Here is a 21,324-nt window from a genome sequence, read left to right on the forward strand (position 1 = left end):
ACGCAGTCAGAGGAGAATTCGTGCCTGTTTTACAGGCAGCGGGGCAATCATTTCCTGAGCAATAATTGACATATTTTTCGAATCGGAGAGGAGCTTTTTCTCCTTTTTGAAAGAGAAACGAAAAACCCAAGCTCGTAAGCCTGGGTTTTCATTTTGAAAGATCCAGCCGAATGATCTCAGGCAGGTTTTCGAATTATGCGTGTTTGTTAAGTAGTTCAGCTAAAGCTTCTTTAGGCTGGAATCCAACCGTTTTGTCTACAACTTCGCCGTTTTTGAATACAAGCAGAGTCGGAATGCTCATAACTCCGTATTTGCCTGCTGTTTCCTGGTTTTCATCAACATCAAGCTTAACAACTTTCACTTTGTCGCCCATTTCCTGATCAAGTTCTTCAAGAACCGGAGCAATCATTTTACAAGGTCCGCACCATGGAGCCCAAAAGTCAACGAGGACTACGCCTTCGCTAGTTTCTGCTGTGAATGTTTGATCTGTTGCATTTGTAATTGCCATTGTAATTTCCTCCTAAAATCGAGTAATAACTGAAGTATAGCATTAAAGAATTGGGTCTGCGAATTTTTTGCTCACATTTACTTTTCCCCAACTTTATGAGGAAAAACATATCCAGACTGGAAAAAATAAAAACACGACGGGCAAGGTCGTGTTTTTATGGTTTTTTAAGAATGTACTTTAAGCTTTTTGAATTCTTCCGTCAGAAGCGGAACGACTTCAAAGAGGTCACCCACAATACCGTAATCGGCCACTTTAAAGATATTTGCTTCCGGATCTTTGTTGATGGCAACAATGATTTTCGAGTTGGACATACCTGCTAAATGCTGAATGGCTCCGGAGATGCCGCAGGCAATGTACAAGTCAGGAGTGACAACTTTTCCTGTCTGGCCGATCTGCAGGGAATAATCGCAGTAATCCGCATCACATGCACCGCGGGAAGCGCCAACCGCTCCGCCAAGAACATCCGAAAGCTCTTTAAGAGGGTTAAAGCCGTCTGTGCTTTTCACTCCGCGTCCGCCTGCGACAATCACTTTTGCTTCTGAGAGATCCACGCCTTCAGTTGCTTTGCGCACCACTTCTTTTACAACTGTGCGAAGATCTTTGATATCAGCTGTTACTGAAGATACTTCGCCGCTTCTTGATTCATCCTTTTCAAGAGGAGCAATGTTATTTGGACGAATTGTAGCAAAAATTGTTCCGTCAGTCACAATTTTCTTTTCGAACGCTTTTCCTGAGTAGATTGGTCGAGTGAACACGGCATTTCCGCCTGTCACTTCTAAATCCGTTGCATCTGAGATCAGGCCTGAACCGATTTTCGCAGCGATTTTAGGCGATAAATCTTTTCCAAGAGCTGTATGGCCAAAAACCAGACCTTCAGGTTTTTCCTGTTCAATTACAGCCAGAAGAGCCTGTGAATAACCGTCAGGCGTATATGTTTTCAGCTTTGCGTCTTCCACCGTAATTACACGGTCCGCACCGTAATGGATCATTTCCTGTGCAAGTGAAGCAACGCTTTCCCCTAAAAGAACAGCTGTTACTTCCCCGCCTTCTGAAATCGTTTTGCCTGCAGCAATTGCTTCAAAAGAAACATTGCGGAGTGATTGATCACGTACTTCTCCGAGTACCAGTACTTTTCGTGCCATTATAGAGTCCCCCTGTTATACGTTTGATAGAAAGTAATTCCGTGCTGGTCCAGATTGTCAGATGACTTTCGCTTCGTTGCGAAGAAGTGATACCAGTTCTTTTACCTGGGCATCAAGCTCGCCCTGAAGCACTTTTCCTGCTTCTTTCTTTGGCGGCATATAAATTTCGATTGTTTTCGTTTTCGGTTCAACGTCATCTTCCTCTAGATCCAGATCATCCAGTTCCAGCTCTTCAAGCGGCTTTTTCTTTGCTTTCATGATTCCAGGCAAAGATGGGTAGCGCGGCTCGTTCAGTCCCTGCTGTGCTGTTACAAGCAAAGGAAGTGATGTTTCGATTACTTCTGAATCACCTTCTACATCACGGACAACGGTAGCCTGATTTCCATTGATTTCAAGCTTAGTAATTGTCGTAACATAAGGAATATCAAGAAGTTCTGCAAGACGTGGGCCTACCTGGCCTGAACCGCCGTCAATCGCAACGTTTCCGCCGAGAATCAAATCTGCATCCTTGTCTTTAAAATATTCAGCAAGAATCTTTGACGTTGTAAACTGATCTCCGTCTTCAAGATCGTCTTCCGTATTAATAAGAACAGCCTTGTCACACCCCATGGCAAGAGCTGTGCGCAGTTCCTTCTCAGCCTCTTCGCCGCCGATTGTCACAACTGTTACTTCCCCGCTGTTTGCATCGCGGATCTGAATCGCTTCTTCAATCGCATATTCATCGTAAGGATTAATAATGAACTCGGCGCCGTCTTCGTTGATTTTGCCGTTTTGAAGCGTTATTTTTTCTTCCGTATCAAACGTTTTTTTCATGATTACATAAATATTCATGTCCATCCCCCTATTTACGTTAAGCATTCAAATTGTATAGAAAAAACGTATGTAACGTTTAATCAGTGACGTTTATTCGCCTTTGAACTGCGGCTGTCTTTTCTCAAGGAAAGCACTTATGCCTTCTTTGGCGTCCGCACTTTCAAAAACGGTGCCGAAATATCCGGCTTCCTTCTTTACTCTTTCATGGTAAGGAAGAGTTTTAGAAGCGTTGATCAGATCAATGGCTGCCGCAACGGCTATCGGACTTTTCGCTGCAAATTTCTTTGCAAGCTTCATTGTCTCTTCAGCGAGAGAGTCTTCAGGAAAAGCATGGTTTGCAAGTCCATAGGACACCGCTTCCGTACCTGAGATCGGTTCGCTCGTCAGCAGCATTTCAAGCGCTTTCGCTTCTCCTACATATTTAGGGAGGCGCTGCGATCCTGCAAATCCCGGAATCAGGCCAAGCTGCAGTTCAGGCAGTCCAAGCTTTGCGTTTTCAGTGACAAGCCTTACGTGGCAGCTCATTGCGAGTTCAAGACCGCCGCCAAGGGCAGCTCCATGGATTGAAGCGATGACCGGCTTTGGAAAGGTCTCGATTCGTTCAAAAAGCTCCTGGCCGTTTGCGGCAAGTCCTGAAAATTCTTCGCCGTTTTTCACTGCCGTAAATTCCTTAATGTCAGCTCCTGCAGAGAAGAAACGTCCTTCTCCGTGAATGACAATAACTCTTACCTCTTTGTTTGATTCAAACTCATCCATCAGTGATGAAAGCTCTTTCAAAACATAGGACGATAATGCGTTTGCGGGAGGTTGGTGTATGGTTACGTCCGCAACATAATCTTCTACTTTGACTTTTAAATAACTCACAGCTCAGGCCTCCTTTTGTGCATGTTGGCGCAGAGGGTGACGCTACACCCTGCCGCAGCCGTTGATTAAAAGTTTGTGAACATTTCCCGCAAGTGCAGGCAGGTCAAACTTCAGGTCGTTCATAACCCAAGTTGTGACTGTTTCGTCAATCGTTCCGAAAATCATTTGCCTTGCAAGTCTTGCATCGAGATCCTCGCTGAATTCAGAGGTATCTTTCCCAGTCTGAATAATGGAGTCAAGGATATTCAGGTACCCTTTGAGTATCTCGTTGATTCTCAGGCGAAGTTCCTTATTGGACTGCCTGAGTTCAAGCTGGGTCACAACAGCCAGGTGATGGTCTTCTGCCAATAGAGAAAAATGCTTTTCTATCAACATATATAATTTCTCCGCAGCCGTGTCTTTTCCTGCTATTTCTTGTTGAATTTTTTCGATGAACACGCCCATCTTTTCCTGAAAGAGGGAGATAAGGATATCTTCTTTGTTCTTAAAATACAGATAGATGGTGCCATCAGCTACTCCAGCCTGCTTGGCAATCTTTGATACCTGTGCGTGATGGTAGCCGTTTTCGGCAATCACGATGACAGCTGCATCAATGATCTGGAGGTATTTTGGTCGTTTTTGCTTCAAAGTTCATTCTTCCTTTCAAATAATGAATGAATCATCATTCATATTTTCATCATAAAATGACAAAGCTCTTCTGTCAAGAAAAAGATGCAGCCCGGCAAAAGGTAATAGAAGTGTCTCTTCATCATAGCGTGAAAAGACCCCCGCAGCAACTCGGGGGGCCGTTTCAAGTTATTCTTGCCTGTTGCAATGTACCCGTTCCCTTTCGCTCCAGTCACTTGCTTTCCGCGGGGAGTGCCTGAAGCTTCCTCGCTGCGCTTGCGGGATCTTCAGTGCCCTCTTCATCCCATAGAAAAGCGGAAGCGCCCGTTTTGCTCCGGCAGTCAGATAAGAAATCACCCGAAAAGTCCGGGTTTGACTTTTTGGGGGATTTTGTTCTGACAGAGGAGTTGGGCGCTGCAACTGGACAAGGAGTCAAGCGCCTTCCGCTTCAGTACACTGGAGTCTTAATGCTTAATAAATAATGATGAATCAATTCGCATTTTTCAGCTTCTCTTTTTCCTCTTCAACAAGAGATCGTCTCAAAATTTTCCCGACAGCTGTCTTTGGAAGCTCCTGACGGAATTCATAGATTCTTGGAATTTTGTAAGCTGCCATATGTTTGCGGGCAAACTCGTCAAATTCCTGCTCGGTTGCCTCTTCTCCCTCTTTTAGGACGATGTAGGCTTTGACCGTTTCCCCTCTGTACGGGTCAGGTATGCCTGCGACGACCACTTCCTGCACTTTTTCATGCTCATAAAGCACTTCTTCGATCTCGCGCGGATAGATATTAAATCCGCCCGCTATAATCATATCTTTCTTTCTGTCGACAATATAAAAATAGCCTTCCTCATCCATATAGCCGATATCACCTGTAAGCAGCCAGCCATCCTTGATGACGGCAGCCGTCTCTTCAGGCTTTTTCCAATATCCCTTCATGATCTGGGGACCTCTGACAGCAATTTCCCCGAGCTCGTTAAACGCGGCCGGTTTTCCGGTTTCAAATGAGAGGATCACAGAATCTGTGCTGGGCCACGGCACACCGATGCTTCCTTTTTTTCTGTGTGACCAGAGGAAGTTGGAATGTGTAACAGGAGATGCTTCAGAAAGACCGTATCCCTCCACAAGTTTTCCTCCGGTTTCCCGTTCAAATTGCTCCTGAACCTCAACCGGAAGCGGAGCGGATCCGCTTATGCAGGACTCAACGGAAGAAAGGTCATATTTTTTAAGATCGGGATGATTCAACAGGGCTATATAAATAGTCGGAGCGCCAGGAAACAGGGTTGGCTTCAGCTTGTCGATTGCTTTCAGCGTATCTGTCGCATCAAACTTCGGCAGCAGAATCATCTTATATCCCTGCATAATGGACAGGTTCATGACCGCAGTCATTCCGTATACGTGAAAGAACGGCAGGATGCCGAGAACAGATTCTTCGCCGCGCCTGCACTGATACATCCAGGATGTGCACATGGACGTATTTGCCACAAGATTTTCATGCGTCAGCATAACCCCTTTTGGAAACCCTGTTGTGCCGCCTGTATATTGAAGAAGAGCCACGTCCTCTTTTGTATTCACTTCAAATGCTTCTACTTCCGTGCTCTCCCTTTTCATAATTTCTTTAAACTGGTGTGTATGTCCGCCATGCTCGATTTTGACGACAATCTGGTTCTGTTTTTTCTGCACGAACGGATAAAGCAGATTTTTAGGGAATGGAAGATAATCTTTGATGCTTGTTGCGATGATGTGTTCAAGAACTGTTAACGCTTTCATTTTTGAGACCCTTGGATAGAGAAGATCTAGCGTAATGATGTATTTGGCGTCAGAGTCATTCAGCTGATATTCAAGCTCTCTTTCCATATACAGCGGATTTGTCTGAACGACTATTCCTCCGGCAAAAAGGACGCCGTAGTAGGCAATGACTGCCTGAGGGCAGTTCGGGAGCATGATCGATACGCGCTCATCTTTTTTCAGTCCCAGCTCCTGAAGGTAGGCTGCAAGTTTCAAAGATTGTTCATGGACTTCCCTGAACGTCAGCTCCTTTCCCAAGAAGTGAATGGCGGTTTTTGCCGGAAACTCATCTGCTGCTTTTGTAAGATAGGCTTGTAGAGGCAGGTTGTCAAATTCTGTGTAGTGGGGTATTTCGTCAGGATATAGATGAAGCCATGGTTTTTGCACTTCCATTTTCATTCCTCCCTTTTGCTGCCATTATGACTTTTGGCTTATATAGAAAGTATACCAAAGATATATTCAGAATATAGAATATTTTTTATTAATTTAACTATATGAAAAAAACCTGGATTCATGTTATGAAATCCGGGTTCTCTTCTGGGACTGGTTTTTGGGAGCGTTTTGTCTGAAGACGCTCCCTTCCGCTGCAGTCCGCTAATATTCGATTACAGCCAATTTCACAAACTTAAGCAAAAAAGACCAGAAAGATAATTCCCACTGCGATGAAAAGGCCGCATACGGCGAGCAGTACTTTCGCTAATGTTTCCACTGTTTTCTCCCCTTATATCCCTGCGCCGATCACGTAGGACAATCCGATGGAAATGACCATTGAGATAAACCCTACAGCACGGTTGTCCTTTTGGATTTCATCATCGATTCTGAATTTCGGCGTTAAAAATTCATAGATAAAATAGCCCAGCAGCAGCAGGACGAATCCAAACATGCCCCAGCCGATCATTTCAAACAGCGAATCATGCTGACCGATGGAAAAACGGAAGACGTTGGCAATTCCGAAGATTTTGCCTCCTGTTGTCATCGCAACCGCTAGATTCCCTTTTTGAATTTCATCCCAGTTGTTGTACTTTGTCACAATTTCAAATATCGCCAAAAAGACAACAATGCATAAGATGACCACGCTGTAATACGCAGCTGTTTGAACGAATTCATTCTCCCAAAATTGATTCATTGAAGATCTCCTAATGTCTATTTTAATTCAACAATCGTTACACCCGTTCCGCCTTCTCCTGCTTCTCCGTAGCGTGTGCTTTTTACGTTCCTGTGTTTTTTCAGGTATTCCTGCACCCCTGTGCGAAGGGCTCCGGTACCTTTTCCGTGGATAATGGAAATCCTCGGGTAGCCTGCAAGAACAGCATCATCCATATACTTCTCAACCCTCATGAGGGCATTTTCGTAGCGTTCTCCCCTGAGGTCAAGCTCAAGTGATACGTGATAATCCTTACCCTTCACCACAGCAAGCGGCTTTGTTTCAACCGGTTTAGGCCTGCTGATGTATTGGAGGTCCTTTTCGTTCACTTTCATTTTCAGGATGCCGATCTGAACCTGCCATTCGCTCTCTCCTACTTTGGAAAGAAGATGGCCTTTTTGATTAAAGCTGATGACTTTGACTTCGTCGCCTTCTTCAAACCGGTGTTTCTGAGGAGCGGTTTTCACAGGTTTTTTGCTCTTTTCAAATTCCGGAACAGCTTCTTCCAGGCGTTTTTTTGCATCGATCAGCTCATGCTCTTTAATGCCTGTACGATGTTCTTTCTGCATTCTTCTCAGCTCGCGGATAATCGATTCTGCTTCCGCTTGTGCAGCTTCCACTTTTTCAGCTGCTTTCTTTTCTGCTTTTTCAAATAGTTTATCACGTTCTTCATTGAATTCCAGTATTTGTTTTTGCAGTTCAGCATGCAGATCCTCTGCATCTTTTCTCAGCTGCTCTGCCTCTGTAAGCTCAAAGTCCGAACGTTTTTTGCTCTCTTCAAGCGAGGCAATCATAGAATCTACTTCATTGCTGTCTTCGCTCATATGAGATTTCGCCCGGTCAATCACTGAATTCATGAGACCAAGGCGCTTTGAGATTTCAAATGCGTTGCTTCGTCCCGGCACACCAATCAGCAGCTTGTATGTCGGGCTCAGTGTTTCCACATTAAACTCGACACTTGCGTTCACGACGCCTTCGCGGTTGTATCCATAAGCTTTCAGCTCAGGATAATGGGTCGTAGCGATGACCCTTGCCCCCCTGTGATGAACTTCATCCAGGATGGATATCGCAAGCGCTGCGCCTTCCTGAGGATCTGTTCCTGCACCAAGCTCATCAAACAGCACGAGACTTTCAGAATCAACCCTTTTCAGAATATCCACAATGTTGACCATATGGGAAGAGAACGTACTCAAGCTCTGTTCAATCGACTGCTCGTCCCCGATATCGGCATACACATTTTCAAAAACAGCCATCTCCGATCCGTCAAGCGCAGGAATCTGAAGCCCTGACTGGGCCATCAGCGTGAACAGGCCGACGGTTTTAAGCGTGACGGTTTTTCCCCCTGTGTTAGGTCCTGTAATCACAATCGTGGAAAAATCTGTCCCGAGCTCAATGTCGTTTGGGACTACTTCGTCAGGATTTAAAAGAGGATGGCGCGCTTTGAACAATTTGATTCTTCCGCTGCCGTTCATTTCCGGCTTGGATGCTTTGATTTTTTTGGCGTAGCCTGCTTTTGTAAACATAAAGTCCATTTCGCTCAAAGCTTCGACATTGACTAGAAGTGCTTCAGACTCTTCGGCCACTTTAAGTGACAGATCCGTTAAAATCCGGTCAATTTCTATTTTTTCTTTCATTCGCGCCTGCTGAAGCGTGTTGTTCAAATCAACAATGACCTGAGGCTCAATGAAAAGCGTAGCTCCTGATGATGACTGGTCATGGACAATGCCGCCGTATGCGGAGCGGTATTCCTGCTTAACGGGAATGACATACCGTTCGTTCCGGATTGTAATGATGGCATCAGAAAGCATCTTTTGGGCAGATGACGACCTGATCATCGATTCTAATTTCTCTCTTATCCGTGATTCAGTTGTTCTAAGGGACGTTCGGATCGACCGCAGTGTGTCGCTTGCCCCGTCAAGCACCTCTCCGTTATCTCCAATGCAGTGCGAAATTTCCTGCTCAAGTTCCTGCAGAGGTTGTATTTGGGCTGCAAACCCGTCAAGGTGAGGCAGTTCAATCCCGCCATCAATCATATCCTCAATAAACCGCTTCATCTGTTTCCCGGCATAGAGGGTCCCTGAAATCTCTGTCAGTTCATAGGGATTCAGCATGCCGCCGATTTGAGCGCGCTTGATGCTGCTGCGGATATCGGTCAGCCCGCCAAGCGGAACATTGCCTTTAAGTCTCAGCACTTTAGCTGCTTCATCGGTTTGCTCCTGCCATGTTTTCACTTCTTCAACATTTGTTGAAGGAACCAGCTTGTCTGCTTTTTCTTTCGCCAAAGATGACGACGCATGCTTCACAAGCTGTTCTTTTACTTTATGAAATTCCAATACGTTCAACACTCGCTGCTGCACGGTATACAGCCTCCTTGCTGTCTTTTAGACCCATTAGACCGCGTTTATCTGCTGCCTTCTTTTTTCAAAAAGGATTGCAGCTTGTCCAGGTCCCAAGTATTTATCACATTTTCAGCTTTCACCCAGCCTTTAATGGCCGTTGAAACGCCTGTTTTCATATCTTCAAGCATGTCCAGGTTATGGGCGTCCGTATTGATGGCAACCTTGACTCCTGCCTCATGCGCTTTTCTGATGTGTTCTGCACTCAGATCAAGCCTGTTTGGGTTGGCATTCAGCTCAAGAACCGTATCTGTCTCTTTTGCAAGCTGAATCAGCATCTCAACATCAGGTTCATATCCATTCCGTTTGCCGATCAGTCTCCCGGTAGGATGTGCAATCATATGGACACGGTGGTGGTCCAGCGCCGTTTTCAGCCGTTTCATAATCACATCCTGAGGCTGGGAAAAACTAGAATGGATGGAAGCAATCACAAAATCCATGCCATCCAGCACATCGTCGCTGTAATCAAGCGTTCCGTCCGGCAGAATATCCATCTCTACACCTGCAAGAATCTTAAAATCATCGTACTGCTCATTCAGCTTATCAATTTCCTCCCGCTGTGCTTTTAACCGTTCGGGAGTCAGGCCGTTTGCAACCTTCAAATACTGAGAATGATCCGTAATGGCCATATAGTGATAGCCCCGGAGCCTGCACGCTTCCGCCATTTCACTGATGGTAAACGCACCATCGCTCCATGTGGAGTGCATATGGAGATCTCCTTTTATATCCTGGAGTGAAATCAGTTTTGTATCTTTGCGGTATTTTTCAACCTCTGTTCCGTCCTCCCTGATCTCGGGCGGAAAGTGAGGCAAATCAAAATGTGCATAAAACTCTTCTTCCGTTGAAAACGTCTTGATTTCGCCTGTTTCGGTATTTTCAACTCCGTACTCGCTGATCTTTTCTCCGCGCTCTTTTGCAAGCTGGCGCATTTTCACATTGTGATCTTTTGATCCCGTGAAATGATGCAGCGTTGAGGCAAATTCCTTTAATGTAACTAAACGGAAATCGACGCCAATTTCATATTCATATAAAAGCTCGACAGATACCTTCGTATCTCCGCTTGCAATGACGGAAGAAATGTTCGGCATCTTAAGAAGCTGCTCTCTGACAAACTGCGGATGATCTGTCGCGATGATAAAGTCCAGATCTTTTACTGTTTCTCTCATGCGCCTTAAGCTTCCGGCCCTGCTGTATTTCAGAATTTCCCCGCACGACTCAATATATGTCTCAATTTCATCTGCGATCGGCAGGACAAAAGAAAGCGGAAGCCTTTCAGGGCGTGTGCCCATTTCCTTGATGGCCTCAAGGATTTTTTCTTCCGTTTTCTTGCCGAAGCCTGCCAGCGCCTGCACTTTTTCTTCTTCACATGCCTGTTTAAGAGATTCAGCATCCGTAACGCCGAGCTCCTTATACAGCTTCGCTATTTTCTTTCCGCCGAGTCCCGGCAGCTTTAACAGCGGGATAAGCCCTTGAGGCACCTCTTCCTGCAGCTGCTTCAGCGTTTCTGATTCTCCGGCTTCCATATATTCTTTAATGACAGCAGCCGTCCCTTTTCCGATGCCTGCAATCTTTGTAAAATCATCAATCGCAGTAAGACTGCGGTCATCTGTTTCCAGAGCGTTTGCCGCTTTTCTGAAAGCTGCGGTTTTAAACGGATTTTCTCCTTTAAGCTCCATATGAACGGCAATAAGCTCAAGCAGTTTAATGACATCTTTTTTATGTATAGTCAACGTTTTTCACCTCATGTACGTGATCAAATCATCTAGTTAGAATGATACAAATAATTGAAGCAAATGTACAATCGTCTACTTGCGCCAAAAAAACTTCTCCTGATTGGAGGAGAAGTTATTTTGGTGCATATTGGATCCACAGTTCCTGAACTTTATCTGAAAAATACGGTGTATGGTGGACAATCACTTTGGCAATTCCCGAATCCCCCATCGCCGACTGTACTTCAGGGATGGGCAGAAGACCTCCGATAAAAAGGAGAATGAATAAAATCAAATAGACTTCTAGAAAACCAAGAATGGCACCGGCCCATTTATTCAGCTGCTTTAATACAGGAAGGTATGTAACAAAATCAAGCATAGATCCGACAATCTGAAGCACGATCTTTGTTCCGATGAACAAGATGACAAATGCAACAGCGCGGTAGTAGGCATTCTCAAGGTTTCCGCCTGTAAAGAACGAAATGCTGGAGCTGCTATCCCCAAAGCTCGGGTATGGCACCCACAGCTCAAGCTTCGGCGCCAGAACCCCGAAGTATTTATAAGCTACAATGTAGGCGATAATGAATCCTGCAAGGTGAATGAACTGAAGGATGAATCCCCGTTTCAGTCCGACGAGCAGACCCATGATCAAAATAATTAAAAGGGCAATATCAAGCATTAACTGCGTCAATCCTTTTCTGTAATTTGTCTCTCTAGTCTTTCAAATTCATCTCTTAATTTCAGGTAGTCATGAACAACATTGACCGCCGTCAGAACGGCAAGTTTATTTATATCAAGATTAGGACTTTTACTGCTGATTTCCCGCATTTTATCATCAACAATAGAAGCCACCAGACGCACATGACTTGTGCTTTCTGTGCCTACTATTGAAAATTGCTGTCCATATATATCAACTGTCGTTTTCTTTTTTGAGTGGTTATCCAACGAAAAATCCTCCATTCTTGAGAATCCTAATCTTTATCATAACATGATATTTAGTATAATGGAAAGATAATGCCAATCAATCCCCTACCCAATAATACTATAGAAGAGGTGTCTTCTCTTGTCCAATGCCGTTATAAAAATTGATCAGCAGACCATGCTGAAAATGAAAACCTATTATTCTTCCGGACTCGGATCAAAGCTTCCACCGGGTGCCGTTTTTACTGCAAAAGCAAACGGCTGCTCCATCACCGCCTACAAATCAGGGAAAGTTCTTTTCCAGGGAAATCTTGCAGCAGAAGAGGCTTCCAAATGGTCCGAACCCGAGAAAAAGGCTACTAAGAAACCTTCGCAGCAAAAGACCATTTTCAGTCCGCCGCCAAACATTTCATCTCTTTCGATCATCGGATCAGATGAAGTCGGCACGGGTGACTTTTTCGGCCCTATTACGGTCGTTGCCGCCTATGTAAAAAAGGAGCAGATTCCGCTCCTTCAAGAGCTTGGAGTAAAGGATTCAAAACACTTGAATGACACTCAGATCATTGCGATTGCGAAGGACCTTCTTAAAGTCATTCCATACTCCCTGCTGATCCTGCACAATGAAAAATACAACCAGCTCCAAAGCACGGGAATGTCCCAGGGGAAAATGAAAGCCATTTTGCATAACCAGGCGATAAACAAACTCTATGACAAGATTGCACCAGAAGAACCTGAAGGCATATTAATTGATCAATTTGCAGAGCCTTCTCTGTATTTCAAGCACTTATCTGGAAAATCCTTCAAAAGAGAAAAAACATTTTTCAGCACTAAAGCAGAAGGAATCCACCTGGCTGTTGCGGCCGCCTCGATTCTTGCACGCTATGCCTTTTTAAAGGAAATGGACCGCCTGTCAGAAAAAGCAGGAGTTACCCTTCCAAAAGGAGCGGGAGCTAAAGTAGACGAGGCTGCCGCCGCCATCATCCTGAAAAAAGGCAGCCCGGCACTGAAAGAACTTACGAAGTTTCATTTTGCAAATACCGAAAAAGCGGAAAAAATCGCCGCAAAGAAAAGAAAAAGATAAAAAAGAGCAGCCGGACCTTGATGGTCAGCTGCTCTTTTCCTGTTCTCGCTGCGATTAGCCTCTCAGCACGGCGGCAAATTTTTCCTCGACCGTGCGGAGAACTTTTTCATGCGCCTTTGTTACTTCTTCGTCTGTCAGTGTTCGCTCAGGATCAAAGTAGCGAAGAGAGAAGGCCAGTGATTTTTTATTTTCATCAAGCTTATCGCCTTCGTATAAATCAAAAATGGAAACGTCCTTCAGCAGCTTTCCTCCAGCCTCTGAAATAGCGCTCTGCAAATCGCCCGCTACAACGTCTTTATCAACAACGAGGGCAATGTCTCTCGTCATAGACGGAAAGCGCGGAATAACAGAGAATGTTAATGGTTCTGCTTCTGTTTGAAGAAGCTCCTGAAGAGCAAGTTCAAACACGTACGTCTCAGTCAGATCCATTTGCTTTTGAAGCTTCGGATGCACCTGTCCGATAAATCCTGCAGAAACGCCGTTCAAAAGAATTTCTGCTGTACGTCCAGGATGAAGACCGTCGCGTTTTGTCTGCTGGTAAGTGATGTGTTCTTTTAAGCCTAAACGATCGAACAGGCCGTCAAGAATTCCCTTTACCACATAGAAATCGACCTGTTTCTTCTCAGCCTGCCACTGGTTAAGGTGCCACAGCCCTGTTACAGCTCCGCTTAATCGTTCTTTTTCCAGAGGCTGTTCACCTGGTCCGTTTGAAATGAACACAGAGCTCATTTCATAAAGAGCAGCCTGGTCATTTTGACGGGCAAGATTGTATTTCAGCGTCTCGAGCAAATGAGGGATTAAGCTCAGGCGAAGAACGCTGCGCTCTTCACTCATCGGCATGGACAGGCGTGTCAGATCTGAAGGCTGAAGCGCAAACTGAGAAGCTTTGTCTTCACTCGTCAGTGAGTATGTGATTGCCTGATGCAAGCCGGCTCCTTCTAAGAAGCGGCGGGCCATCCGGCGTTTTTGCTGATAATCAGTCAATTTGCCCGGTGCGGATGCGCTGACAGGGAAAGTAGACGGAATGTTGTCATAGCCGTACAGTCTTGCAACTTCTTCAATCAGATCTTCTTCTATTGTAATATCTCCGCGTCTTGTAGGAACTGTAACCGTGAAGGCACCGTTATCCTCCTGCACTTCAAACCCAAGGCGTGTAAAGATGGACTGCATTTCATTCCCTGAAATATTCATGCCGAGCACACGGTTGATTTTTTCAATGTGAACGGTCACGACTGCAGGTTCAGCTTCTAGATAATTCACTTCTGCCGATCCTGAAAGCACCTCTCCCCCCGCAAGCTCTGCCATCAGCTGGGCAGCGCGTTCGGCCGCGGCACGAACCCGGTTTGGATCGACGCCTTTTTCAAAGCGCGCACTTGCTTCACTTCTTAGGCCGTGATCTTTAGACGATTTTCTCACAGTCTGGCCGTTAAAATACGCGGACTCAAGAAGAACAGTCGTTGTATCAGAATGAACTTCTGAATTCTCCCCGCCCATCACACCTGCGAGTGCAACCGGCTCCGTTCCGTTTGTAATGACAAGGTGCTCCGGAGTAAGGGTGCGTTTTTGTCCATCCAGTGTTACGATTTCTTCGCCGTCTTTTGCCATGCGGACAAGGATTTCTTTTGATCCTAAGCGGTCATAGTCAAAGGCATGAAGCGGCTGACCGTATTCAATCAGTACGTAGTTTGTAATATCCACCACATTGTTGTGCGGACGAATGCCTGCGGCCATCAGTCTTGTCTGCAGCCATAGAGGAGACGGAGCGACCTTTACATTCCGAACCACTTTCGCAACATACAGCGGATTTTCTTCTTTTGCTTCAACAGCGACAGAAATGCTCTCAGATGCCTTCTCCGAACCTTCATCGTGCGTCAGGTCAGGGTACGTTACGCTTCTGCCCAAAATAGCCGCTACTTCATGCGCAACTCCAAGCATGCTCAGGCAGTCTGAACGGTTTGGGGTAAGACCAAGCTCAAGAATCTGGTCATCACGCCCAAGTTCTGCAAGAGCATCTTTTCCAGGCTCAGCATTATTTGGAAAGACAAAGATGCCTTCAGCGTATTCTTTTGCCACCGTCTTTGATTCAAAGCCCAGTTCCTGAAGAGAACAGATCATTCCGTTTGACTCTTCGCCGCGAAGCTTTGCCTTTTTGATTTTAAAATTACCAGGAAGCACCGCGCCTACTGTTGCCACAGCTACTTTTTGTCCTTTATCGACATTTGCAGCACCGCAAATAATTTGAACAGGGTTCTCGCCGCCTGTATCGACCAGACATTTGTTGAGCTTATCTGCATTCGGGTGCTGCTCTTTTTCAAGCACATGCCCGACGACTACACCGCTCATCCCTTCGTTTAAAACCTCTACACCCTCTACTTCAATCCCGCTTCGGGTGATTTTTTCTGCCAGTTCTTCTGCCGGGATTCCGCTGAGATCCACGTAATCCTGCAGCCATTTATAGGAAACAAACATTTGGAACCCTCCTTTTATGCTCTTTTAAATTGTTTAAGGAAACGCATGTCGTTCGTGTAAAAATGACGGATGTCATCAATGCCGTATTTCAGCATGGCAATTCGCTCCGGTCCCATGCCAAAAGCAAACCCGCTGTATTTCTTCGAATCAAACCCGGCCATCTCAAGAACATTCGGATGAACCATTCCTGCACCTAGAATTTCAATCCATCCCGTTCTTTTGCAAACACTGCAGCCATTGCCGCCGCAAACGAAGCATGAAACATCGACTTCAACTGAAGGCTCAGTAAACGGGAAAAAGCTTGGGCGCAGACGGATTTCGCGCTCTTCGCCGAACATCTTTTTAGCAAAAACTTCAAGTGTTCCTTTCAAATCGCTCATGCTGATGTTCTCGTCAATGACAAGTCCTTCAATTTGCGTGAACTGGTGTGAGTGTGTCGCATCATCATTATCACGGCGGTATACTTTGCCTGGACAAATGATTTTGACCGGTCCCTGCCCTTTAAATTTCTGCATCGTTCTTGCCTGGACAGGTGATGTGTGAGTCCGAAGCAGCGTTTCTTCCGTTATGTAGAAAGAATCCTGCATATCACGTGCCGGATGTCCTTTTGGAAGATTCAGCGCTTCAAAGTTGAAATAATCTGTCTCTACCTCAGGGCCTTCTTCAACGGAATAGCCCATGTTAAGGAAAAGGTCTTCGATTTCCTCAATGACAGACGTGATCGGATGATGATTCCCTGTGCGCACAGGTCGCCCTGGAAGTGTCACATCAATTGTTTCAGCTGCCAGCTTCTCTTCAACTGCCGCTTCCTCAAGTCCTTCTTGTTTAGCTGAAATGCTTGTGGCAATGCTCTCGCGCACCTCGTTGGCCAAAGCTCCCATCAGCGGGCGCTCTTCTGCAGAAAGTTTGCCCATTCCGCGAAGAACTTCTGTGATTGGCCCTTTTTTACCTAGATATGATACACGGATCTCATTCAGGCTCTTTAAATCATTTGCTGCCTGAATTTTTTCAAGCGCTTCAAGCTGAAGCTGTTTTAATTGCTCCTGCATCGTTTATTCCTCCTTTTATTTCAGATGATTCCTGATTTTTTTGAACAAAATAAAAAACCCGTCCAAAAAGGGACGAGTTGACAGTCGCGGTACCACCCTTGTTAACAGCAAAAAGAACCTGCTGTTCACTTCGTTCATAAATAACGGATAGGATCCGGAGCACCTTTACACCCTGGATTTCTCCGGATGGTCCTGGTGTCAGCTAAAGAGGTGAATTCATCTGCTGCTGTCAAAAAAATGCTCACAGTCACCGGCATTTTCTCCCTGATTGACGCTTTCGCAGACTACTCTTCTCTGTCAACGCTTTTTCATGGTATGTAACTGTCTTTTATTATAATGAATTCATGTTGGCGATGCAACCACGCTTTTGTCTATTTCACAAGGTGATACATCAGGATTCCTGCAGCAACTCCAGCGTTTAAGGATTCAGCTTTCCCAAGGATCGGGATGTACAGATTCTGGTCGGTAAGGGACAGCCATTCCTCCCTTACCCCGCTGCCTTCATTGCCGATAAGCAAGGCAAAGTGTCCGGAGGTTTCTGCTTTTCTGTAATCGGATCCGTTCTGCAGGGAGGTTCCGTAAATGGCCACTTCATTCTGCTTCAGTTCTGAAATGGATTCATCCATTTTTTTCCTTACAACCGGTATGTGGAAAATGGAGCCCTGTGAGGAACGCACGACTTTTGAATTATATGGATCAACTGTCCCATCCCCGAGAATGACGCCGTCAAGACCTGCTGCATCGGCTGTCCGGATTATGGTTCCAAGGTTCCCCGGATCCTGAAGCGCATCAATCAGTATGACTTTTTTCCATGTGCTTATGCTTCCGCTGTCCTTCTGGATGCATACGGCTGCAGCACCTTGAGGGGTTTCTGTCTCGGAAATGGCTTTCATGATTTCTTTTGTTACGTAGATGATGGAGAGATCATCGACGTCCCAGCCTTTTGGAATAACTGTGTCTTCTGAGAGGATCAGCTCTTTTATATTTGATTTATTTTTAATGGCTTCTTCTACAAGATGCATGCCTTCAATTAAAAAGGTGCCTGATGCATCACGTTCTTTTTTTGTGTGAAGTTTGCGCCATTGTTTGACTTTTTGATTTTGTATGGATTCGATTCGCTTCAATTGTCCTGCTCCTTTTAGTGTTGGGTTTTCCTGCCCATCTTTTTTCTTTTGTTAATATCACAAGCTATAGAAGAATTTGGTTCTGAACTTATACCCGTTCCTTTCCGCTCCAGAAACTTGCTTTCCGCGGGGAGGGATGGGAGCCTCCTCGGCCAGCCTGCGGGGTCTCCCATTCCCTCTTCATCCCGCAGGAGTCAAGTTTCTTCCGCTGCAATCCACTGGAGTTTAGGCATATCTTATGAAACGGCCATATTCGCTGAAAGCTTTTTTATTATTTTAACGGAAGATACATAAAATAAGCAAAGTGACGCACGATAAACAGAGATCAACTATTTTAAAAATGGAGTGAGTCATATGGATTTAAATTTACGAAATGCCATTATCTCAAATGTTTCGGGTAATGACCAGGGGCAGCTTGAGGATACGATTGTGGATGCAATCCAAAACGGTGAAGAAAAGATGCTTCCGGGACTTGGCGTTCTGTTTGAAGTGATCTGGCAGAATTCAAGTGAAGATGAAAAGAATGAAATGCTTACGATTCTTGAAGAAGGCTTGAAAAAGAAATAAATGCCGGGCGGCTGCCCGGCATTTTTTTATGGGATCTTGCGCTTTTCTTAGTCGAATGTAATAGCTTTTACAGTTTCGTCATCTAAACGCTTAATAACTTCTGTAATCAGCTTAACCGCATTTTCATAATCGTCGCGGTGAAGCATGGCTGCATGGGAATGGATGTATCTTGTTGCAATGGTGATGGAAAGTGCAGGCACACCGTTTGCTGTCATATGGATTGCACCTGAGTCTGTTCCTCCGCCTGCAATTGCATCGAACTGATATGGAATATTCATTTCATCAGCAACGCCTGTAACGAAGTCGCGAAGTCCTTTATGGGAAACCATTGATGCATCATAAAGAATAATCTGCGGCCCTTCTCCCATTTTGCTTGAAGCTTCTTTGTCAGAGATTCCAGGAGTATCGCCGGCAATCCCGACATCCACTCCAAATCCGATATCCGGCTGGATGCTATGAGCAGAAGTGCGCGCTCCGCGGAGTCCTACTTCTTCCTGAATCGTTCCTACACCGTAGACAACGTTTGGATGATCTGCATCTTTCAGGCCTTTCAGGACATCAATGGCAATGGCACAGCCGATGCGGTTATCCCAGGCCTTGGCAAGAAGCATCTTCTCATTGTTCATCACGGTAAAATCAAAATAAGGGACAGCCTGGTCTCCCGGACGAACGCCGAATTCCATTGCTTCCTCACGGCTTGAAGCGCCGATATCAATAAACATATCTTTAATATCCACCGGTTTTTTTCTAGCTTCCGGAGGCAGGATATGCGGCGGCTTAGAGCCGATTACACCTGTTACATCCCCTTTATTCGTCACGATGGTTACACGCTGTGCAAGCATCACCTGTGACCACCATCCGCCTACTGTCTGGAAGCGGAGAAACCCTTTGTCGTCAATTTGCGTGATCATAAAGCCGACTTCATCAAGGTGGCCCGCTACCATAATCTTCGGTCCGCCTTCTTTACCGGTCTTTTTAGCAATCAGACTTCCAAGCCCGTCTGTTGTTACCTCATCGGCATAGGCTGATATGTAGTTTTTCATAACCTCTCTCGGTTCGCGTTCATTTCCGGGAATTCCCTTTGCATCTGTCAGATCCTTCAGCATCTGAAGTGTTTCGTCTAATTTTGTCATCCCTTTACCCCTCTCGTTTATTATCTACTATTATACTAAACGCTGGAAAGTAATACAAAATGTTAATAACCCTGTTTCTGGCGGTCATGGTTCACTTCATTCTTTTTCATATAGGCATCTTCGATCTGGGCTCCCGAAAATCCAAGGGCCTGTCCAAGGTGCATATACTTGCTGAACAGCAGGGTAAATTGTTCATCCTCATGGTTCTTTTCAAACTCGGCAATTGCGTTAAAAACATCGGCAAAATGAGCAGTCAGTGTCTTTTCTTCCGCATTCTGCTGCATCTCGATTCCGCTTGTTTTTTCAATTTCGATTCCAAGAGACAAAATAAAATGGACGCCGTCCACGTACTCTTCAAGAATGACATCTGTTTCCGCCGGCGGTTTCAGGCTCCAGAATTTAAAGCATCTCGTCTCATTCGCCAGTTCACCCACTTCCACATACAGGGCAAGAATCTTTTTGTGAATAAGGGATTCCTTCTCAAGGCCGTGCTGTTTTTCTATTTTCATGTCAAGGGTATGCTGCATCTCAAACAGTTTTGTTAAATTCACGATTTCACTCTCCTCTACGAGCCCATTTTATCACTGCAGGAACCATGCTTCAAAAATTTTTCATGAAATATGAAACCTTAAGGCGTGTTTATACGTATTGTAACAAAATATGTCTTGGAGGCATTGCTATGATTGTTATTTTTCTACGGCTGCTCCTGCTCGCACTCGTTGTTTTTATCCTTTATTCTTTAGCAAAATACGTGCTGAATCCTAAACGAAAGCTTGAGCTTGCACAAGAACAGAATCAGTTTTATCTGCTCGATGACCCCGGCAATGTCCGAAAGAATTTTCTGCTTACCTACAAAGGCGTCCGGTTTGAAGGCGAAAAGTATCTCGGCACGACCGATCAGGCGTTTGAAGTTGTCTCCATTTTCATCTGGACCGACACACCCAGCAAGCTTCAAGGACTTTCTTTATCAGACTTCACCTTCATCACAGACAAAGTAAAAGAAAACTATCCGCATGCAGCCATTGACTGGAAGAGTCCGGTCAGAGAATTTCTCTCAAAAGCACAAAAGCCGTGACCTTGTCGATCACGGCTTTTTGCTATTTCAGAAAAAATTCGTTCCATTTAATAATGCTTCTCCGTTCTCTGAGCAAATAGACAAATACGACAAGCGTGCAGAGGATCAGAACGGTCGCAATGAGCGACAGTCTGCCAAAGTAAGTGCCAAACGAAGTAAAACAGAAGGCCGCAGGAATATGAGTCCAGAAGGAAAGCTTTGCATATTCTTTAAACGAGCCTGATCTGTCCAGAATGCAGAGGGATAAGAGCGAAAAATTCACGAACGGAATCATCCGAAGCACGGTAATCTGCCCAACCGAAAGACGCGTATAATTTCCCATCCATTTTTTCTTAAGCCCTGAAAAACGGTCTAAGAAGGAAGGAAACTGTTTCGACAGCGTATAAAAGGTGATGCTCGCAACAGTCAGCCCGATAATGGAATAAAACGTGCCGAATTCTGTTCCGAAAAGAATGCCCCCGACAATGCAAATGGCCACAACGGGTATGAACAAAAACTGCCTCAAAATGTGCATGCCGATAAAAAACACAGGTGCCAGAAATCCCGCAGACTGGACGGTATTGACCACAGCCGAAGTAGCAAGATCGATTGTTCCCACCTCTTTCATGCAGTCCCTGATGATGCTGTGTGAGAATCGTTCCCTAAAGTGTATCGGCTGGGAGGCTGTCTTATGACAGTTTATAAAGAAAATAGACAAACAATATGAGATGGACAACCATCAGTGCCGGAAGACCTGCTGCAAACGTTCGGTGCTTTGTTTTATGGCGGTATGTATTCATCCCTATAGTAAGTCCCGCTGCTCCCCCGATAAAGGCGACAAGCCAAAGAGTGTTCTCCTTGATTCTCCACTCGCCCCGTTTCGCTTTTTTCTTATCCGCTCCCATTATGTAAAAGCCGTATACATTCAAGATCAAATAGTATGCAATCACGAGTGTCAT

At 45.2% G+C, this 21,324-nt stretch carries 21 protein-coding genes and 1 other annotated feature; of the genes, 3 read left to right on the forward strand and 18 right to left on the reverse strand.

Annotation, left to right across the window (positions count from 1 at the left end; translation table 11 throughout):
- Nucleotides 1-193 precede the first annotated feature (193 nt).
- From trxA to zapA, 11 genes are all read right to left on the reverse strand, one after another.
- Entirely contained in the window at nt 194-508 is a 315-nt protein-coding gene (gene trxA / locus ACK1LH_RS15495) for a thioredoxin (protein WP_029279237.1), read from the reverse strand.
- Nucleotides 509-672: 164 nt separating this feature from the next.
- Complete coding sequence (locus tag ACK1LH_RS15500; RefSeq protein WP_029566825.1) at nt 673-1,650, reverse strand: electron transfer flavoprotein subunit alpha/FixB family protein; 978 nt, start codon at nt 1,648-1,650, stop codon at nt 673-675.
- A gap of 57 nt (nt 1,651-1,707) precedes the next feature.
- Entirely contained in the window at nt 1,708-2,481 is a 774-nt protein-coding gene (locus ACK1LH_RS15505) for an electron transfer flavoprotein subunit beta/FixA family protein (protein WP_029279233.1), read from the reverse strand.
- Between the two features lie 72 nt (nt 2,482-2,553).
- Nucleotides 2,554-3,327, reverse strand: a complete 774-nt coding sequence (locus tag ACK1LH_RS15510) for an enoyl-CoA hydratase (RefSeq protein WP_029279231.1) — start codon at nt 3,325-3,327, stop codon at nt 2,554-2,556.
- A 42-nt stretch (nt 3,328-3,369) separates the two neighbouring features.
- Nucleotides 3,370-3,954: a TetR/AcrR family transcriptional regulator gene (locus ACK1LH_RS15515; RefSeq protein WP_029279229.1), complete on the reverse strand. Its 585-nt coding sequence runs from the start codon at nt 3,952-3,954 to the stop codon at nt 3,370-3,372.
- A 468-nt stretch (nt 3,955-4,422) separates the two neighbouring features.
- The gene (locus ACK1LH_RS15520) at nt 4,423-6,111 is read right to left on the reverse strand and encodes an AMP-binding protein (protein WP_029279227.1); all 1,689 of its coding nucleotides are present in this window, start codon (nt 6,109-6,111) and stop codon (nt 4,423-4,425) included.
- A 328-nt stretch (nt 6,112-6,439) separates the two neighbouring features.
- The gene (locus ACK1LH_RS15525; RefSeq protein ID WP_029279225.1) at nt 6,440-6,844 is read right to left on the reverse strand and encodes a DUF350 domain-containing protein; all 405 of its coding nucleotides are present in this window, start codon (nt 6,842-6,844) and stop codon (nt 6,440-6,442) included.
- Between the two features lie 17 nt (nt 6,845-6,861).
- Nucleotides 6,862-9,219 carry an endonuclease MutS2 gene (locus ACK1LH_RS15530; RefSeq protein ID WP_029279223.1) on the reverse strand — a complete coding sequence of 786 codons (2,358 nt, stop codon included), beginning with the start codon at nt 9,217-9,219 and terminating at the stop codon, nt 6,862-6,864.
- A 44-nt stretch (nt 9,220-9,263) separates the two neighbouring features.
- On the reverse strand, nt 9,264-10,988 hold the full coding sequence (polX, locus tag ACK1LH_RS15535; RefSeq protein WP_029279222.1) for a DNA polymerase/3'-5' exonuclease PolX: 1,725 nt from the start codon (nt 10,986-10,988) through the stop codon (nt 9,264-9,266).
- A 115-nt stretch (nt 10,989-11,103) separates the two neighbouring features.
- Complete coding sequence (locus tag ACK1LH_RS15540) at nt 11,104-11,646, reverse strand: CvpA family protein (RefSeq protein ID WP_029279220.1); 543 nt, start codon at nt 11,644-11,646, stop codon at nt 11,104-11,106.
- Nucleotides 11,647-11,654: 8 nt separating this feature from the next.
- Nucleotides 11,655-11,927 carry a cell division protein ZapA gene (gene zapA, locus ACK1LH_RS15545; RefSeq protein WP_035207236.1) on the reverse strand — a complete coding sequence of 91 codons (273 nt, stop codon included), beginning with the start codon at nt 11,925-11,927 and terminating at the stop codon, nt 11,655-11,657.
- A gap of 103 nt (nt 11,928-12,030) precedes the next feature.
- Here zapA and rnhC point away from each other — a divergent pair, with 103 nt between their 5' ends.
- Nucleotides 12,031-12,969, forward strand: coding sequence for a ribonuclease HIII (rnhC, locus tag ACK1LH_RS15550; protein WP_029279216.1), 939 nt, complete (start codon nt 12,031-12,033; stop codon nt 12,967-12,969).
- A 54-nt stretch (nt 12,970-13,023) separates the two neighbouring features.
- On the opposite strand, the gene pheT is transcribed toward rnhC, so the two are convergent.
- The 3 genes from pheT to ACK1LH_RS15565 form a co-directional block, all read right to left on the reverse strand.
- The gene (gene pheT / locus ACK1LH_RS15555) at nt 13,024-15,438 is read right to left on the reverse strand and encodes a phenylalanine--tRNA ligase subunit beta (protein WP_029279214.1); all 2,415 of its coding nucleotides are present in this window, start codon (nt 15,436-15,438) and stop codon (nt 13,024-13,026) included.
- Nucleotides 15,439-15,452: 14 nt separating this feature from the next.
- Nucleotides 15,453-16,487, reverse strand: a complete 1,035-nt coding sequence (gene pheS / locus ACK1LH_RS15560; protein ID WP_029279212.1) for a phenylalanine--tRNA ligase subunit alpha — start codon at nt 16,485-16,487, stop codon at nt 15,453-15,455.
- A gap of 65 nt (nt 16,488-16,552) precedes the next feature.
- Nucleotides 16,553-16,797 (reverse strand) — a binding site (T-box leader).
- Nucleotides 16,798-16,858: 61 nt separating this feature from the next.
- Nucleotides 16,859-17,611 carry a TrmH family RNA methyltransferase gene (locus ACK1LH_RS15565; protein ID WP_411333550.1) on the reverse strand — a complete coding sequence of 251 codons (753 nt, stop codon included), beginning with the start codon at nt 17,609-17,611 and terminating at the stop codon, nt 16,859-16,861.
- A gap of 354 nt (nt 17,612-17,965) precedes the next feature.
- Between ACK1LH_RS15565 and sspI the strand changes: the two genes are divergently transcribed.
- Complete coding sequence (gene sspI, locus ACK1LH_RS15570; RefSeq protein ID WP_029279208.1) at nt 17,966-18,178, forward strand: small acid-soluble spore protein SspI; 213 nt, start codon at nt 17,966-17,968, stop codon at nt 18,176-18,178.
- Between the two features lie 47 nt (nt 18,179-18,225).
- Here sspI and ACK1LH_RS15575 read toward each other — a convergent pair whose 3' ends face one another.
- Nucleotides 18,226-19,311, reverse strand: a complete 1,086-nt coding sequence (locus tag ACK1LH_RS15575; protein ID WP_411333551.1) for a M42 family metallopeptidase — start codon at nt 19,309-19,311, stop codon at nt 18,226-18,228.
- Between the two features lie 62 nt (nt 19,312-19,373).
- A complete protein-coding gene (locus ACK1LH_RS15580) occupies nt 19,374-19,862 on the reverse strand; it encodes a dUTP diphosphatase (protein ID WP_411333552.1) in 489 nt (162 codons plus the stop codon).
- A gap of 128 nt (nt 19,863-19,990) precedes the next feature.
- Here ACK1LH_RS15580 and ACK1LH_RS15585 point away from each other — a divergent pair, with 128 nt between their 5' ends.
- Nucleotides 19,991-20,386, forward strand: coding sequence for a hypothetical protein (locus tag ACK1LH_RS15585; protein WP_029279202.1), 396 nt, complete (start codon nt 19,991-19,993; stop codon nt 20,384-20,386).
- Nucleotides 20,387-20,408: 22 nt separating this feature from the next.
- On the opposite strand, the gene ACK1LH_RS15590 is transcribed toward ACK1LH_RS15585, so the two are convergent.
- Entirely contained in the window at nt 20,409-20,993 is a 585-nt protein-coding gene (locus tag ACK1LH_RS15590) for a TVP38/TMEM64 family protein (RefSeq protein WP_051827309.1), read from the reverse strand.
- A gap of 61 nt (nt 20,994-21,054) precedes the next feature.
- Nucleotides 21,055-21,324, reverse strand: a complete 270-nt coding sequence (locus ACK1LH_RS15595) for a DUF1294 domain-containing protein (protein WP_029566836.1) — start codon at nt 21,322-21,324, stop codon at nt 21,055-21,057.

This window comes from Metabacillus indicus (assembly GCF_046603695.1).
GTDB classification, from domain to species: domain Bacteria; phylum Bacillota; class Bacilli; order Bacillales; family Bacillaceae; genus Bacillus_P; species Bacillus_P indicus.